Below are 15,044 nucleotides of genomic sequence, written 5' to 3'. Positions count from 1 at the left end.
CCTGGTGGAGACACGACGCACGGCCGATCTACTACCACTTGTTATGTTTTCATCCCTTTCCGTCCCGTGCAAGGCAGTTGAAGATCCGTTGCACCGGCTCTCTGACCTGCTGATTCGCCAGATACTGGGTGGCGTTGTGGTGGTTGGGGCTGTCATTGGCGACCAGCAGATCGGTGACCCGGTCGTGTGGCGCGTACTCGGGCCGCAGGGTGTGGTCCAGCGCCACCAGATCCCGCAGGTCCGAGGCGTTGCGCCAGGCCAGCACGCCGGGCGGGACGGCGGGCGGACGCGCCAGTTGGTCCTGCACCTCGGTGATCGCCAGCGGTGATCCGACGGTCACCAGAAGCTGCACCTCGCCCTTCCACTCCGCCAGCACCTCGTAGGCGACGACGGCTCCGAGGCTGTGCGCCACGACCACGACGGGGCCGCCGTCCAGCCCCTCCAGGGCCTTCTTGAACACCTCGCGGATCGCCGGTCCGTCGCCGCCGAAGAAATAGGCGTGGACGTCCTGCAGAGTGCGCTGGGCCAGCAGCCGGAACACCGCCTTGCGAGCGGGCCGGGGCAGCGGCAGCGCCTCGGGGAGGGGCTCGTCGCCGGGGCCCGCTTCCTCGGTCCGCTCGCTTTCGGCGAGCGCATCGGCGAGATAGACCATGTCGCGCAGCCAGCCGGCGAGGGCATCCTCGGCCGCGGGGCCGGGCCCGACCTCCCGCGCGCCCTCGCCCGCCGCGAACCGCGCCTCGGCGAGGGTTCTCGCGACGCATTCCTCGGGCGCTTCGACGGCGTGCGGGCCCGCGCTCTCCTCGCTGTGCCGGAGGCCGCCGTCCAGCGGGTCGGACCGGGAATCGGGCAACGGGGTTTCGTACCGGAGCGAGGCCCAGTACGCCATGCGCGAGGCGCCGCCCATATCCCTGCCGAAAAGCGCCCGGTCCCACTGGGATTTCAGCAATTCCGCACGGACTTTGTTACCGATGCCATGGACATAGACGACCGTCGGGCGCCGGGTATCCGTCATCGGCCGGTCAGCCGTTCAGGACCATGTCGTCATGCGATTCCAGACGCTTCCAGCGTTCCGCGGGGGCGCGGGTGAGCGGCATCAGATCGCAGGCGGGCAGCGGGCCGAGGCCCAGCCCGGTCAGTTCGGCGATGTCCGCGACCGGCACCTGGAAGGTCCGGAAGGCGCCCAGCGGCGGCGGCCCGCCCGGCTCCGCCGGGGCCGGCGCCCGGCCGGTGTCCCGGCTGAGGTCCGGGCTCTGGTCGAGCACATATCCCGTCGAGGCGAGCGAGCCGTCCTGCACGAAGGCCGCCACCTTCCAGAAGCGCAGCGGCACTTGGACGCCCCGGTACGGCGGGTCGGCATCGTGCAGTACGGGCCCGGTGAGCACGGTCATCTTCCGGTCGAACTCGGCGGCGTGGTCGAGCAGATAGTTCTCCAGGCCCTGCCACAGCTTCTTGCCCTGGTTGAACACGTTCGCCTGCGGGGCGGCGTTGGTGAAGTGGAAGGTGTCGTCGTTGGCCGCCGCGCGCTCGGCCGGTTCGCCCCACACGGGGTCGAGGCGGCGCACCAGATGCCCGCGGTCGAGGGTGTTGTCGTGGTAGACGTCCTCGCCGGTCTGCCGGTCCTCGGGCAGCCGGGGATCGAAGCGCCAGTTGTCGTCCCGCGGCGTCACCTCTTCCGCCAGGCGCTGCCCGTCGATGCACACGGCGGTGGCCGCCGCCAGCCGCCGGTCCGGGCGCAGCACCACGCTGAAGTGGGTGTACGGCAGGACCACCGTCTCGACGTCCGGGGCGAGGGGCATCGGCAGCGGCACGGTGGGACCGAGGAAGTTCTCGTCGTAGCCCGCGCGGTGCGCCAGCGCGCCGCGGGGCACTGCCCCGCCGGCCTCACCGGCCCCGCCGGCCCGCGGTGAATCTGAGGGGATCATGCGAGGAGCGCTTCCCGGTGGCGCCCGGCGCCCATCGGCGCCGGCGCCGAAGCCACTCGAACAGCCGCGCGTATCGCCCCCGCTCCGGCGCCGCAGGGACCGTTCAGGCGGTTGGGCCGGCGGCCGGATTCCGTTCGGCCCAGTCACGGAATGCATCCAGGCGTTTTCCGTACCCTCCCGGACCCCCAGGAACAAGGAGATGTCCCCATGGCCACCGGCCTCTCCCTCCATCTCGGACTCAACAGTGTCGATCCAGCGAAATACGACGGCTGGGACGGCCAACTCGTCGCCTGTGAGAACGACGCCCACGACATGGCCCGGCTGGCCCATCAGGCCGGGTTCGACGAGACGGTCCTGCTGACCCCGGAATGCACCACCGAGAACATCACGCACGAGCTGCGCGATGCGGCCGAACGCCTGCGCAGCGGCGACATCTTCCTGTTCACCTACTCGGGCCACGGCGGGCAGGTGCCGAATCTCCCGGGCTCGGACGAGGAACCGGATGAATTCGACGAAACGCTGGTGTTCTACGACCGGCAATTCCTCGACGACGAGCTCTACCGGGAATTCGGGCGGTTCGCCGACGGTGTGCGGATCCTGACGCTGCTGGACAGCTGCCACAGCGGGTCCGGCATCGAGGTGCGGGACGTCCTCAATACCGAGGCGATGCAGGAGCAGTTCCAGACCAGCGACCCGGACCGGATCGAGCACACCTCGCGGCTGATGCCGGTCGTCCAGCAGAGCCAGATCTACGAACGCGACAAGGAATTCTTCCAGGAGATCCAGCGCGGGCTCGGCGCGAAGAGGGGCCGCAAGGCCGACACCAGCGCCCTGCTGATCTCCGCCTGCCAGGACAACCAGCTCGCCTCCGACGGCCCGGTCAACGGCCGGTTCACCGGGACGCTGCTGGACGTGTGGGACCGCGGGGCGTTCCGCGGCGGCTATCGCGCGTTCCACCGCGATATCCAGCGGAACATGCCGCCCACCCAGAGCCCGAATTTCTTTGTGACCGGGCAGCCGGGCACGCGGTTCCTGGAGCAGCAGCCGTTCACGGTGTGAGCCGTGCGGCCCCGCCGGCCGGCGGCTGACGTGCGGGCCCGCCGCCCCGGTCGCAGGCTGGGGGTATGGCTGAGCATCCGCCCGTCATCGTGCATCCGCCGTCCCCCGGCGGCGGCCGGAAGGTGACCATCGGGGGCGAGGACGTCGGCCGCGCCCGCAGCAGCGTCGATGTCCTCGAATTCCTGCGCCGGGCCGGCCTGGGCACCGACATGGTGTCGCTCGACGACCGCGAGGTGATCGAGTGGCAGGGCGGGGACCACGACGTCTGGTCCTGAACGGGGCGCCCGGACACGCCGTCCCACCACCCGGACCCGCCGTCCGGCCCGGCGCGGGCCCGTCTGACGGTGCGTCGGAGGCCGGCCGATGCGCCGAACGATGTACTTACCGTAGTCATTGGGTTACCGCATGTGGCGTGCGGTCGCGATCGCCCATAGCTTCGCCTCATGACGATTCGACAGATGAGGTATCTGGCATGCCTGACAGCGGCCGCGGTCGGTGGCCTGGTCACCACCCCGCCGGCCGATGCCGCGGAACGGCATGTGGTCCACCAGGGTGAGTCGATCCAGAAGGCGGTGGACGCGGCGAAGCCCGGGGACACCGTCTTCGTCGAGCCCGGCACGTACCACGAGAGCGTTCTGATCAAGAAGCCTCGGGTGACGCTGCGCGGATCGGGCCGGCGCACCGTGATCGGACCGCCGACCGCACGGGCGGAGAACGCCTGCGGACGGGACGGCAACGGCATCTGTGTCATCGGCGGACCCAAGCACCGTCTGCGGGGCGTGACCATCCGTTCCCTGACCGTCGCGGGCTTCAAGAAGAACGGCATCTGGGCCACCGGGACGAGCCGGCTGCGGGTGCGCAGCGTCCGCGCGCGGAACAACGGCCAGTGGGGCATCGCCCTGGAGAAGTCCGTCCGCAGCTCCCTCCGGCGCAACACCGCCCGCGGCAACGGCGATGCGGGCATCTTCCTCGCGAACACCGTCGCGGAGGAGGGCGGCGCCCTGGACACCCGCGGCACCGCGATCCTCGACAACCGTGTCGTGGAGAACCGGATCGGCATCACCGTCCGGCGGGCCAGAAAGCTCCGGGTCGACGGCAACGAAATCACCGGCAACTGCGCCGGGGTGTTCGTCGTGGGTGACGAATCGCGGCCCCGGGCGGGCGATCTGTCGGTGAGCGGCAACAACGTGTCGGACAACAACAAGCACTGCCCCGCCACCAAGCGCCTGCCGTTCCTCCAGGGCATCGGCATCGTCCTGACCGGCGCCGAGGACACCCGCGTCGGGGGAAATCTGGTCAACAACAACGTCGGGAAGTCGCCGCTCTCCGGCGGCATCGTCCTCTTCCCCAGCTTTGCGAAGGCCCTCAACGAACGCAATGTCATCAGCGGCAACGTCGTCCTGCGCAACGAGCCGTTCGACCTGATCAACCGGGACCGGGGCGGTTCCGGGAACCGCTTCGTCGGCAACCAATGCCGGACCTCCGACCCGGCAGGCCTGTGCTGACGGTTGCGTACGGCTTCTTCAGCAACACCGGGCAGGACCAACCGGGCACCAACCCCGAGCAGGAACACCCCGCAGGAGCACCGGACCGAGCAGGCGCATCGAACAGCAGAATCGAGGCGGAATGACCACCGTAAGCCCCACTCCCCAGCCGGCCATGCGGCTGCGGGAACTCGTCTTCGGAGCCGCGTGCGCGGCATCCGTACGCGCGGCAGCCAGACTCGGCGTGGCGGATGCGCTGGGGGACGCCCCCGCCACCGCGGAGGAGCTGGCCGCCAAGCTCGAGACCGAGGCACGGCCGCTGCAGCGGCTGATGCGCGCCCTGTCCTGCTACGGGATCTTCGAGGAGACCGACGACGGGAGGTTCGCGCACACCGAGATGTCCCGGCTGCTGCGCGACGACGCGCCCAACAGCCTGCGGTACATCTCCCTGTGGTGCACCGAACCGTGGACCTGGGAGGCCTGGCCGCGGCTCGACGAGGCGGTACGGTCCGGCCGGAACGTCTTCGACGACCTGTACGGCAAGGGGTTCTTCGAGTATCTGCACCAGGACGCCCAGGACTCGGCGCAGGTCTTCGACCGGGCCATGACCACCTCCAGCAAGCAGTCCGCGCAGGACGTGGCGGAGCTGCTCGATCTGACCGGGGTGTCCGTGGTGGCGGACATCGGGGGCGGTCAGGGGCATGTGCTGGCGAGCCTGCTGGAGAAACACCCGGATCTCCGGGGGACGTTGCTCGATCTGCCCGATGTCGTGACGAACGCGGACCCCCGGCTGCGGGACGGCGGCCCGCTCTCCTCCCGGGTGGAGATCGTGCCCGGCGACTGCCGTGTCGACATCCCGGTCCAGGCCGATCTCTACATCATCAAGAACATCCTGGAATGGGACGACGACAGCACCCGGCGGACGCTGGGCAACGTCCTGGAGGTCGCCCGGCCCGGCGCCCGGGTCGTGATCATCGAGAACCTCGTCGACGACAGTCCGTCGATGAAGTTCACCACCTCCATGGACCTGCTGCTGCTCCTGAACGTCGGCGGGGCCAAGCACACCAAGGAGAGCCTCATCAGCCGGATGTCCGAGGCCGGTCTGCTGGTCCACGACATCATGCCGGTCAACCCGTATCTGCACGCCTTCGAGTGCAGCGTCCCGGGGTGAGCGCGGCCGGTTAGCCGGTCCGCCCGTGCGTGTGCCCGCGATCGACGGTGATCGCGGGCACGTTGGCGTCCGGCTCCCGTGGGCGCGTCAGCCGGCGTCACGCTCCCAGCTGTAGAACTGACGGGCCATCGCATCCTTCGGGCTCCGCCAGGTCTCCGGGTCGTACGCGCTGACGTAGGCGGACAGCTTGTCGCTGATGGACCGGAACTCGGGGTGGTCCGTCAGCTTGGCGATCTCGGGGCCCGGGGGCCGCTCGGACTCGATGAGGTGCAGATACACCTCACCGAACTGGAACAGGCTCCGCCGGGAGACGCCGATCAGATGCGGCAGTTCCGTGCGGTCGGAGGCCTCGAAGACCTCGGCGATCCGCGGAGCCGACTCCGGTGCCATCCGGGCGACGATCAGGGCGTGGTGCATCAGGGGCTCCCTTCAGTTGGGGCCGGCCGAGTCCCGGGAGGCGCGCGCCTCGATCTTTTCCCGGATGAGCTTGAGCTGGATCTTGGAGTTGCGGTTGATGTGCTCGGTCATCCCCTCGTCGTCGACCGGGGCCTCGGGCTTCATCGCGAAGTCCTGGGTCCAGTACATCCCGGTGCCGCCGGGGAGCTTGCGGTAGGACCAGTGGATGTCCATGTGCTCGAACGGGCCGGTCTCCACCCGGCGGGCGCGGACGGTCAGCCCCTTGCGGTCGGTCACCCGCTCCGAGACCCAGCTCCAGACGGTGCCGTTGTCGTCGGGGTGCATGGTCAGCCGGAAGGTCGTCTTGTCGCCCTCCCGCGAGAGCACGTCGACGGCGGCGTACTCGCTGAACAGCTGGGGCCAGTTCTCGAGGTCGTTCGTCATGTCCCAGACGAGGTCGAGAGGGGCCGCGATCTTGATGTCGTTCTCGGTGTGACCGGGCATGTCAGGCTCCTGTCGTAGGCACGGTGTTGACGAGGTCGAGGAAGTCGTGCGGCGTCTTGCTGCGCTCGGCGTCGTTGGGCAGTGACCGGCCCAGCTGGTTCTCCAGCTCGCCGACGATGCCGAGCAGGCCGAGCGAGTCCAGGCCGAAGTCGGCGAAGGTCGCATCGGGCCGGCCCGCCAAGTCCTTCGGGTCGACGGTGAGACCGGCGGCCGATTTCATCAGCGAGGCCAGCTCGTCGAAGGTCAGTTCAGCGATCATGACGGGTTTCTCCTTCTCACGAGGGGGACTCGCCGGAGCCCTGACGCAGCACCAGCGCCGCGTTCGAGCCCATCAGTCCCCGGCTCAGCACCAACGCCGTCCGCAGCTCGGCCGGGCGGGCCGAGACGGTGACCAGGTCGAGGTCACAACTCACCTCGAAGACGTTGGGGGTAGGGGGCACGACGCCGTGCTCCATGGAAAGCACCGCGGCCGCCGCGTCCAGGACGGGGGCGCCGCAGTACGCCCGGCCGGTGCCGGTCTTGGGCGCGGTCACGGGGACGGCCTTGGCGTGCCGGCCCAGCGCGTCCGCGATCGCGAGCGCCTCGGCCCGGTCGGCCGACGGCACTCCGAAGGCGTCCGCGAAGACCACGTCGATCTCCTCCGGAGCGCACCGCGCGTCCTCCAGCGCGCCGGTGATCGCCTGGGCCAGCCCCTCGCGGGACTCCTCCCAGCGGCCCGCCCCGGTGAAGGTCGCGGCGTGCCCGGCCACCACGGCGCGGACGTCCGCCCCGCGGTCGCGGGCCGCCCCCTCCTCCTCCACCACCAGCATGGCTCCCCCCTCGGCGGGGACGAAGCCGCAGGCGGCGTCGGTGAAGGGACGGTAGGCGCGGTAGGGGTCCGCGACCTTGCTGAGGTCGTCGTACCCGAGCTGGCAGACCACCGAGTACGGGGCGAGCGGCGCCTCGGCCGCGCCGACGACGACGGCATCGGTGCCGCGCCGGATGGTGCGGCCCGCATGCGCCAGCGCATCCAGACCGCCGGCCTCGTCGCTGGCCACGACCCCGCAGGGCCCCTTGAAGCCGCCCCGGATGGAGATCTGGCCCGTACTGGCCGCGTAGAACCAGGCGATGGACTGGTAGGGCCCGACGTGCTTGGAGCCCTGTCCCCACAGGTGCTGCAGTTCCCGCTGGCCGAACTCGCCGCCGCCGGAACCGGCCGCGGTGACGACGCCCACCGCGAACGGCGAGTCGTTGTAGTCGGCGCGGCCCAGCCGGGCGTCGTCCAGCGCGAGGTTGGCGGCCGCCATCGCGAAGTGCGTGAACCGGTCGGTCTGCACCAGGTAGCGCTCCTCGATGAGCACCGCCGGGTCGAAGTCGCGGACCTCGCCCGCGACCTTCAGCGGCAGGTTCTCGCAGCCTTCCCGGGTGACCAGGTCGAGGACGCTCATGCCCTCTTTGGTCGCCTTCCAGAAGGCCTCGGTGCTCACCCCGTTGGGGGCGATGACACCTATGCCGGTCACGACGGCCCGTCGTTGTTGACGGTGTGGCAGTTGTTGCTGGGAGCTCATCGGGCCCTCCCACCCTGTCTGGTCAGCACCACCGCGGACTGGAAGCCGCCGAACCCGCTGCCGACCGAGAGCACCGACCGCAGCGGCAACTCCCGCGCGGTCTTCGGCACATAGTCGAGGTCACACTCCGGGTCCGGGGTCTCGTAGTTGGCCGTCGGCGGTACGACCTGGTGGGCGAGCGCCAGCACGCACGCGACGATCTCGATCGCCCCGATCGCGCCGAGCGAATGACCCACCATGGATTTGATGGAGCTCATGGGCACCTTGTAGGCGTGCTCACCCAGCGACTTCTTGACGGCGGCGGTCTCGTGCCGGTCGTTCTGCTGGGTGCCCGAGCCATGCGCGTTGACATAGTCGATCTGTGAGCTGTCGACCTGCGCGTGGGCGAGTGCGCGATTGATCGCCTCGGCCATCTCCAGGCCCTCCTGGGTGAGCCCGGTCATGTGGTACGCGTTGCCGAAGGTGGCATAGCCCCGTATCTCGCAGTGCACGGTGGCGCCGCGGGCGCGGGCGTGCTCCAGCTCCTCCAGTACGAGGACGGCGCCGCCCTCGCCCATGACGAATCCGTCGCGGTGGGCATCGAACGGCCGCGAGGCATGGGCCGGGTCGTCGTTGTTGGCGGAGGTCGCCTTGATCGCGTCGAAGCAGGCCACCGTGATCGGGGAGATCGGCGAGTCCGACGCGCCCGCGATGCAGACGTCCAGCCTGCCCTCCTCGATGGAGTGGAAGGCGTAGCCGATGGCGTCGAGGCCGGAGGTGCAGCCCGTGGAGACGGTCTGCACCGGGCCGTGGGCGCCGATCTGTTCCGCCACCGCGGAGGCGAGCGAACTCGGGGAGAACGCCCGCTGCAGGTGCCGGCCGGCCGGCCGGTGGTCCACGTCCCAGTGCCGACCGGAGTCGCTCACGGCGACGTAGTCGTGCTCCAGGCGCGTGGTGCCGCCGACCGCGGTGCCCAGCGACACCCCGATGCGCCAGCGGTCCTCGATGTCGGTGTCCAGGCCCGCGTTGCGCACCGCCTCCCGGGCGGCAACCATCGCGAACTGGATGTACCGGTCCTGCTTGGCCACCTGCTCCGGGCTCAGCCCGTGGGCCGCCGGGTCGAAGTCGCACTCGGCGGCGATCCGGGAGCGGAATCCCTCCGGGTTGAAGAGGGTGATGCCCCGGGTCGCCGTGCGCCCGGCGGACAGGAGGTCCCAGAAGGCGGGCACTCCCACGCCGCCCGGCGCGACGATCCCGACACCGGTGACCGCGACACGGCGCGTCATGACACCGGCTCCGTCCGTTCCGGTGGGCCCGAAGGCGCACCGCCGTCCGTCTCCTCGGTGTCGACGTGCCCCAGGTCCGGCCGCGGGGCCAGCGGGCCGAGGTGGAAGACCATCCGGGCCTCCACGTCGCCGACGTTGCGGAAGCGGTGCCGCAGATACGGCGGGATCAGCAGCCCCTGGTCCGGGTGCAGCGGATGCGGCTCACCGTCGAGGTCGACTTCGAGCGCGCCGCTCACGACGTAGACGAACTCCTCGGAGTACGGGTGGTAGTGCTCGCCGATGCGCTCCCCGGGCTGCACGAGGGCCATGCCCATGAAGCCGCTGGTGGCGCCCACCGCGGTGGGTGTCAGCATGGCGCGCAGATCGCCTCCGCGCCGGCGGTTGGGCTTGGTCTCGTTGAGGTCCACGATGCGTGGGCGGTGCGTGGTCATGGCTGCTTCCTCCTGGTACGGGGGCCGACGGGTGGGGGCCTTGGGGACGGCCGGATGCGCGGTCAGGAGTCCGGTGCCCGGCGGTCGGTGATCAGGTCCATGTCGGAGCGCGCGAGGAAGTGCGCCAGCTCCCGGTCGGTCGACAGACCGCCGGCCTCGTCGGTGTCCATCAGGCGCTTGAAGACGCCGCGCTTGCGGCTACCGTGCACGCCGATGACGAGGTCGGGGTCGATCTCGTCGAGGCCGGTCCGGAGGTCGATGAGCCGGACGACGATGTCGTCGCGCTGGAAGATGGTGCTGCCCTCGATCGGGCAGGTGGGGTCGTCCGCGGCCAGCTCGTCCTGCCCGGCCAGCATCCGGGCCAGCGCCATCCCGCAGCCTTCCTTGGCCGGGTAGTACAGCGCGTGCCGCTGCGCGTCGCGGGACTCCGGCCCGTCCGTGCCGATGTGGTGCACCGCGGGCAGCGCGGCCCGGGTGAAGAACACGCGGGCGGAGTTGGGGTCGGTGAGGTCGCGGTCCTGCTCGAGGTAGGGGTTGATGGCCTCCTCGACGGCCCGGACCTCGGGCTGCTCCGACACATGGCGCAGCGCCGCGACGAGGTCGCCCTGCACCTCGACGGCCCGCACGACGCGGTTGCCGTACATGAACAGCGAGGTGCGGCGCAGCCGGGTGGTGTCGTCGACCTGCGATTCCGGGGAGCTGTAGCCGGCCAGGATCTCGGCGACCATCGACTCGCTGCCGGGCTTCACGGTGAAGGTCAGGGCGTGCCGGACCACACCGTCACCGACGCGGGGCGCGGCCTGCAGCCGGCCCTTGGCGGGGGCGTCCGGGGCGGGCGAGGAGACGTTCGAGGTCTCGCGCAGCACGCTGAAGCGCAGCGACCGGGTGTTGCGGACGCAGCCGTGCAGGGGCTGCACCATCTTGACGTGTTCCTCGCTGTTGACCCAGGCCAGGAACGGCGGTGCGCTCTCCCATTCGCTGGTGATCAGCCACTGCGAGGGGTTCTCGATGGACTGACACAGCTGGTCGGTGATGTGCCCGGGGACGGAGGCCACCTGGTTGCGCAGGTACTCGTAGGCTTCGAGGAAGCGCTGCTGGGCACCTTCGTGGAGGTCCAGCATCAGGACGACCCGGAGTCTCGAGCCGTCGAACGCGGACTGCGATATTCGTTCCGACACTGTTGTCATCGTCTACGCATCTCCCTCGGAGCGATCCGGCTCCTGTGGTGCGTCGTCAGCTCCGGAGGTGATCCGGTCACTGACCCGGCGTACCGGGACGACCGGCCCCGTGGCGGGGGTGGCCGTCCCGGAATCGATCGTGGACGGCTCCCCCGGGGCGCGCGAACTCTGTGGGCCATGCGGGTGAACCATGATCGAACGTTCCGGCCGCCGGGGAAACTCCAGCTCCGTAGGCGCCCTAGGAGCTGGAGCAGCGAATGAATGCAGCGGTCGAAGAGCGGGTTCCGGTACTTGTCGTGGGCGGGTCCCTGGTGGGCCTGTCCGCGTCGCTGTTCCTGGGCCGCCTGGGCGTACGGCACATCCTGGTGGAGAAGCATTCCGATACGTCACGGCACCCACGCGGACGGGGGAACAACGTCCGCACGATGGAGCTGTTCCGGGTTGCGGGCGCCGAGGAGCGGATCCGCGAGGCCGCATCCGTGCTGGCGGACAACCACGGCATCCTCCAGGCCCCGTCGCTGACCGGCGAGGAGCAGGAGTGGCTGTTCAAGGAGATCGACCCGGGCGGCGGGCTGGCCAAGTTCAGCCCCGCCGGATGGTGCCTGTGCAGCCAGAACGACCTGGAGCCGGTGCTGGTGCGCTGCGCCCGCGAGCACGGCGGCGATCTGCGCTTCAGCACCGAGCTGCTCTCCTTCGACCAGGACCGCGAGGGCGTGACGGCGGTGGTCAAGAACCGCGAGAGCGGGGAGCACACCACCATCCACGCGGACTACGTCATCGCCGCGGACGGCCCGCGCAGCCCGGCCCGTGAGCGGCTGGGCATCGGCCGGACGGGCCCCGGCGACCTGTTCCACAACGTGAGCATCACCTTCCGGGCCCCCGCGCTCGCGGAGGCGGTGGGCGACCGGCGCTTCATCGCCTGCTATCTGACCAACCCGGAGGCCGACGGCTGTCTGCTCCCCGTGGACAACGAGGCGGAGTGGGTCTTCCACGCGCCCTGGCACCCCGACCAGGGCGAAACCCTGGAGGACTTCACCGAGGAGCGGTGCATCGACCACATCCGCCGGGCGACCGGCGTATCGGACATGGCGGTGGAGATCACCGGCAAGGCGCCCTGGCACGCCGCCGAACGCGTCGCCGAGCGGTACGCGGCCGGCCGGGTCTTCCTCGCCGGTGACTCGGCCCATGAGATGTCCCCCACCGGGGCGTTCGGCTCCAACACCGGCATCCAGGACGCGCACAACCTCGCCTGGAAACTGGCCGCGGTGGTGCACGGCTGGGCGGGCCCCGGCCTGCTGGACACCTACGAGTCGGAGCGCCGTCCGGTGGCCCGCGCGACCAGCGCCCGCGCCTCCGCCCGCTCCGCGGAACACAGTCACCCCGGGTATGCCGCGGCCCCCGGCGCGGGCGGCGGCCGGCAGAGCGGTGTGCTCACCGTCGCCCTCGGCTACAGCTATCCGAACGGCGCGGTGGTCGGCGCCGACCCCGAACTCCCCGTCGTCCCGGCCCGAATGCAGCTCTCCGGAGCCCCCGGCACCCGGGCCCCGCACATGTGGGTCCAGCGTGCCGGGGTACGGATGTCGACCCTGGACCTCTACGAGAAGTCCCTGGTCCTGCTCACCGGCCCCACCGGCGCCCCGTGGCGCACCGCCGCCGCGCACGCCGCCGAACGCTGGTCCGTCCACCTTCCCGCGTACAGCATCGGCACCCGCCCCGAGGACGATCTGGCCCCCGAGAAGGGCTCCGACTGGGCGGATGTTTACGGCACCACCCCCGCGGGCGCGGTACTGGTGCGCCCGGACGGGTTCGTGGCGTGGCGGTCGGAGAGCATGGCGGCCGACCCGGAGGCGGAGCTCGATGAGGTGCTGGGGGCGCTGCTCTGCCGCGGCTGACGGCCGCCGGGCTCAGTCCTTTCGGCCGACCCCGCCGTAGAAGACGATGTCGTTGAGCTCTTCGGGGCTGGGCACCGGGCCGTCCGGCCGCCACAGCGGTACCCGTACGACGCCCGGCTCCAGCAGGGTGAACGGCCCGAAGAGCGAGGCGATCTCGGCCTTCGAGCGCAGATTGAGCCGGGTGGCGGCGCCGTTGTAGACGTCCTCCACCTCCGCGCGCATCCGCTCGTCCACCTCGCCCGCCGGGTATCCCTCGTAGGGCTCGTACGTCGCATGGGACAGCACGAGGTGGCTGCCGGCGGGCAGCGCGTCGGCGAGGGCGGCGATGAGGGCGGCCGGATTCTCCGCGTCCTGGATGAAGGCCAGGACGACGGACATCACCAGCAGCACGGGCCGGTCGAGGTCGATCAGCTCACGGACCGCGGGGTGGTCCAGGACCGACTTGGGGTCGCGGAGGTCGCCGAGCACGAAGGCGGTGCGTTCGGTGGTGGTGAGGCGGGCCCAGGCGTGGGTGGCGACGATCGGGTCATTGTCGACGTACACGACGGCGGTGTCGGGCGCGACCTCGCGGGCCATCTCGTGGGCGTTGGGCGAGGTGGGGATGCCGGTGCCGATGTCGATGATCTGGCGGATGCCGCCGCCGACCAGCTCGCGGACGGCCCGGCCCAGGAACGCGCGGTTGGCGACGGCGCTCTCGCGGACCTGGGGGTGCATGGCGAGGATGAGGTCCCCGGCCTCCCGGTCGACCTCGTAGTTGTCCCAGCCGCCGAGGTAGTAGTCGTTCAGCCGTGCCGGGTGCGGCCTGCTGGTGTCGATCTCCTCGACCGAGAAGCCGGTGTGCTCGGGCCCCTTGACGAACGGCCGGAAGGCATCGATCCCGTCGCCGGCCGCTTCCCGGGGGAAGTCCTGCTCGCTCATGCCGTCCTCCGCTCCACGCGCCGGCACGGTGCCGCGGTGAGCAGGAAGTCGGCGTGACCGGCCTTTGCGCCCTCGATGAAGCTCACCATTTCGTGATGGGTGTAGATCAGCGCCGGGCCGTTGGGGTCGGTGGACTGGCGCAGGGCTATCCGGCCGTCCTTGAGCCGCATGGCTTCGACGCACTCGCCTCCGTTTCCGCCACTCCACGGCTTGTGCCAGCCTTCGTTGCCCAGTTCACTGGCGGGCATGCCGTTGTAGATGCGTATGCGATCCATGGGGGGTTAGATCTCCTTGCGAAAGCCACCCAGAATGGCCCTGGTGGTGTGCGCCGGCGCGGCCTGCGCACACATCCGGTCCAGGGCTTCCAGGAACTGCGAGACGTCGTTGCGCTGGTCGAAGTACACGGCTCCGACGAGGCTTTCCGCGTACGCGATATCCGGAAGTTCCGGGATCGGGAAGCGGAAAATGTGGAACGGCCCGTACATCGCGGGATGCGGGCCGGAAGCGAACGGAATGACCTGGAGCCGGACGTTCGGCAGCGAGGTGGCCTCCATCAGCCGGGTGATCTGGTCCCGCATCACCTTGGGGCCGCCGATCGGGCGCCGCAGGACGGTCTCGTCCATCACGGGCCACAGCATCGGCGCCTTCTCGCGGGTCAGCAGCGACTGCCGCTCCATGCGCAGCGCCACGATGCGGTCGATGTCCGCGGCGGGGGCGTGCGGCATACCGGCCCGCAGGACGGCGGCGGCATAGTCCTCGGTCTGCAACAGGCCGGGGATGTAGTGCGGTTGGTAGGCCCGGATGAGGTTGGCCTCGCTCTCCAGGCTGACGAATGCGCTGAACCACTCGGGGAGTACGTCGCGGAAGTTGTGCCACCAGCCGGGCTTGTTGGCCTCGCGGGCGAGTGAGAGGAAGCCCTCTGTCTCTTCCTGGTCGATGACGCCGTAGGTTGCCAGCAGTTTCTCGACGTAGGGGATCTTGAGGCCGACCTCGGCCTTTTCCATGCGCCGTATCGTGGCGTGGGTGACATCGAGGGCCCGCGCGGCTTGCTCGAAGGACAGTCCCGCCTTCTCGCGCAGGTCCTGCAGTCGCTTGCCGAGCACCACCCGAAGGACGGTCGGCGCTCCGGCCGAACGTGGATCCACCACGTCTGATCCCCTCCAACTGACTTATGTGGTCAGCAGTGTGTCATGTCGTCATGAGGACGAACAGACTGCATATGCGATTCTGCAAATTGCAGAGTGATCCTTGCCATCGGTGACCAACATCGCACATAG

The 15,044-nt window shown here is 70.1% G+C and carries 17 protein-coding genes; 5 read left to right on the top strand and 12 right to left on the bottom strand.

The genetic code is table 11. The features are described 5' to 3' along the window. Window positions 1-49 precede the first annotated feature (49 nt). A complete protein-coding gene (locus tag AC5677_RS33135; protein WP_497191565.1) occupies window positions 50-850 on the bottom strand; it encodes an alpha/beta fold hydrolase in 801 nt (266 codons plus the stop codon). A 169-nt stretch (window positions 851-1,019) separates the two neighbouring features. Then, a complete protein-coding gene (locus AC5677_RS33130; protein ID WP_497191564.1) occupies window positions 1,020-1,922 on the bottom strand; it encodes a DNA/RNA non-specific endonuclease in 903 nt (300 codons plus the stop codon). Between the two features lie 207 nt (window positions 1,923-2,129). On the opposite strand from AC5677_RS33130, the gene AC5677_RS33125 reads away from it, so the two are divergent. The 4 genes from AC5677_RS33125 (at window position 2,130) to AC5677_RS33110 (ending at window position 5,636) form a co-directional block, all read left to right on the top strand. Beyond that, window positions 2,130-2,981, top strand: a complete 852-nt coding sequence (locus AC5677_RS33125; protein ID WP_497191563.1) for a caspase family protein — start codon at window positions 2,130-2,132, stop codon at window positions 2,979-2,981. 65 nt (window positions 2,982-3,046) lie between these two features. After that, window positions 3,047-3,256, top strand: a complete 210-nt coding sequence (locus AC5677_RS33120) for a hypothetical protein (RefSeq protein ID WP_497191562.1) — start codon at window positions 3,047-3,049, stop codon at window positions 3,254-3,256. 168 nt (window positions 3,257-3,424) lie between these two features. Then, the gene (locus AC5677_RS33115; protein WP_497191561.1) at window positions 3,425-4,486 is read left to right on the top strand and encodes a right-handed parallel beta-helix repeat-containing protein; all 1,062 of its coding nucleotides are present in this window, start codon (window positions 3,425-3,427) and stop codon (window positions 4,484-4,486) included. A 121-nt stretch (window positions 4,487-4,607) separates the two neighbouring features. After that, a complete protein-coding gene (locus tag AC5677_RS33110) occupies window positions 4,608-5,636 on the top strand; it encodes a methyltransferase (protein ID WP_497191560.1) in 1,029 nt (342 codons plus the stop codon). 87 nt (window positions 5,637-5,723) lie between these two features. Here the strand turns inward: AC5677_RS33110 and AC5677_RS33105 are convergent, their stop codons facing one another. From AC5677_RS33105 to AC5677_RS33075, 7 genes are all read right to left on the bottom strand, one after another. Further along, window positions 5,724-6,053: a TcmI family type II polyketide cyclase gene (locus AC5677_RS33105; protein WP_497191559.1), complete on the bottom strand. Its 330-nt coding sequence runs from the start codon at window positions 6,051-6,053 to the stop codon at window positions 5,724-5,726. 12 nt (window positions 6,054-6,065) lie between these two features. Next, window positions 6,066-6,536, bottom strand: coding sequence for an SRPBCC family protein (locus AC5677_RS33100; RefSeq protein ID WP_497191558.1), 471 nt, complete (start codon window positions 6,534-6,536; stop codon window positions 6,066-6,068). A 1-nt stretch (window position 6,537) separates the two neighbouring features. Beyond that, window positions 6,538-6,795: an acyl carrier protein gene (locus tag AC5677_RS33095; protein WP_497191557.1), complete on the bottom strand. Its 258-nt coding sequence runs from the start codon at window positions 6,793-6,795 to the stop codon at window positions 6,538-6,540. A gap of 16 nt (window positions 6,796-6,811) precedes the next feature. Then, a complete protein-coding gene (locus tag AC5677_RS33090; RefSeq protein WP_497191556.1) occupies window positions 6,812-8,083 on the bottom strand; it encodes a ketosynthase chain-length factor in 1,272 nt (423 codons plus the stop codon). Beyond that, window positions 8,080-9,348 carry a beta-ketoacyl-[acyl-carrier-protein] synthase family protein gene (locus tag AC5677_RS33085; protein WP_497191555.1) on the bottom strand — a complete coding sequence of 423 codons (1,269 nt, stop codon included), beginning with the start codon at window positions 9,346-9,348 and terminating at the stop codon, window positions 8,080-8,082. Before AC5677_RS33085 ends, AC5677_RS33090 begins: the two co-directional genes overlap by 4 nt. Next, complete coding sequence (locus tag AC5677_RS33080) at window positions 9,345-9,779, bottom strand: cupin domain-containing protein (RefSeq protein WP_497191554.1); 435 nt, start codon at window positions 9,777-9,779, stop codon at window positions 9,345-9,347. The genes AC5677_RS33085 and AC5677_RS33080 overlap by 4 nt, the downstream gene beginning before the upstream one ends. Window positions 9,780-9,841: 62 nt before the next feature. Further along, on the bottom strand, window positions 9,842-10,966 hold the full coding sequence (locus AC5677_RS33075) for a SchA/CurD-like domain-containing protein (protein ID WP_497191553.1): 1,125 nt from the start codon (window positions 10,964-10,966) through the stop codon (window positions 9,842-9,844). A 248-nt stretch (window positions 10,967-11,214) separates the two neighbouring features. Here AC5677_RS33075 and AC5677_RS33070 point away from each other — a divergent pair, with 248 nt between their 5' ends. Continuing rightward, the gene (locus AC5677_RS33070; protein WP_497191552.1) at window positions 11,215-12,849 is read left to right on the top strand and encodes an FAD-dependent oxidoreductase; all 1,635 of its coding nucleotides are present in this window, start codon (window positions 11,215-11,217) and stop codon (window positions 12,847-12,849) included. A gap of 12 nt (window positions 12,850-12,861) precedes the next feature. On the opposite strand, the gene AC5677_RS33065 is transcribed toward AC5677_RS33070, so the two are convergent. Genes AC5677_RS33065 through AC5677_RS33055 form a run of 3 tightly spaced genes read right to left on the bottom strand, consistent with a single transcriptional unit; the run spans window position 12,862 to window position 14,915 of the window. Then, the gene (locus AC5677_RS33065) at window positions 12,862-13,767 is read right to left on the bottom strand and encodes an SAM-dependent methyltransferase (protein ID WP_497191551.1); all 906 of its coding nucleotides are present in this window, start codon (window positions 13,765-13,767) and stop codon (window positions 12,862-12,864) included. Further along, window positions 13,764-14,042 (bottom strand): DUF397 domain-containing protein, encoded by a 279-nt coding sequence (locus AC5677_RS33060; RefSeq protein ID WP_497191550.1) that lies wholly within the window; start codon window positions 14,040-14,042, stop codon window positions 13,764-13,766. Before AC5677_RS33060 ends, AC5677_RS33065 begins: the two co-directional genes overlap by 4 nt. Before the next feature lie 6 nt (window positions 14,043-14,048). After that, window positions 14,049-14,915, bottom strand: coding sequence for a Sco1979 family transcriptional regulator (locus AC5677_RS33055; RefSeq protein WP_497191549.1), 867 nt, complete (start codon window positions 14,913-14,915; stop codon window positions 14,049-14,051). Window positions 14,916-15,044: the final 129 nt, after the last annotated feature.

The organism is Streptomyces sp. JLSY215, from assembly GCF_059682825.1.
Note: the sequence above shows the minus strand (reverse complement) of the source record. Positions and strands in the feature narration are given on the sequence as shown.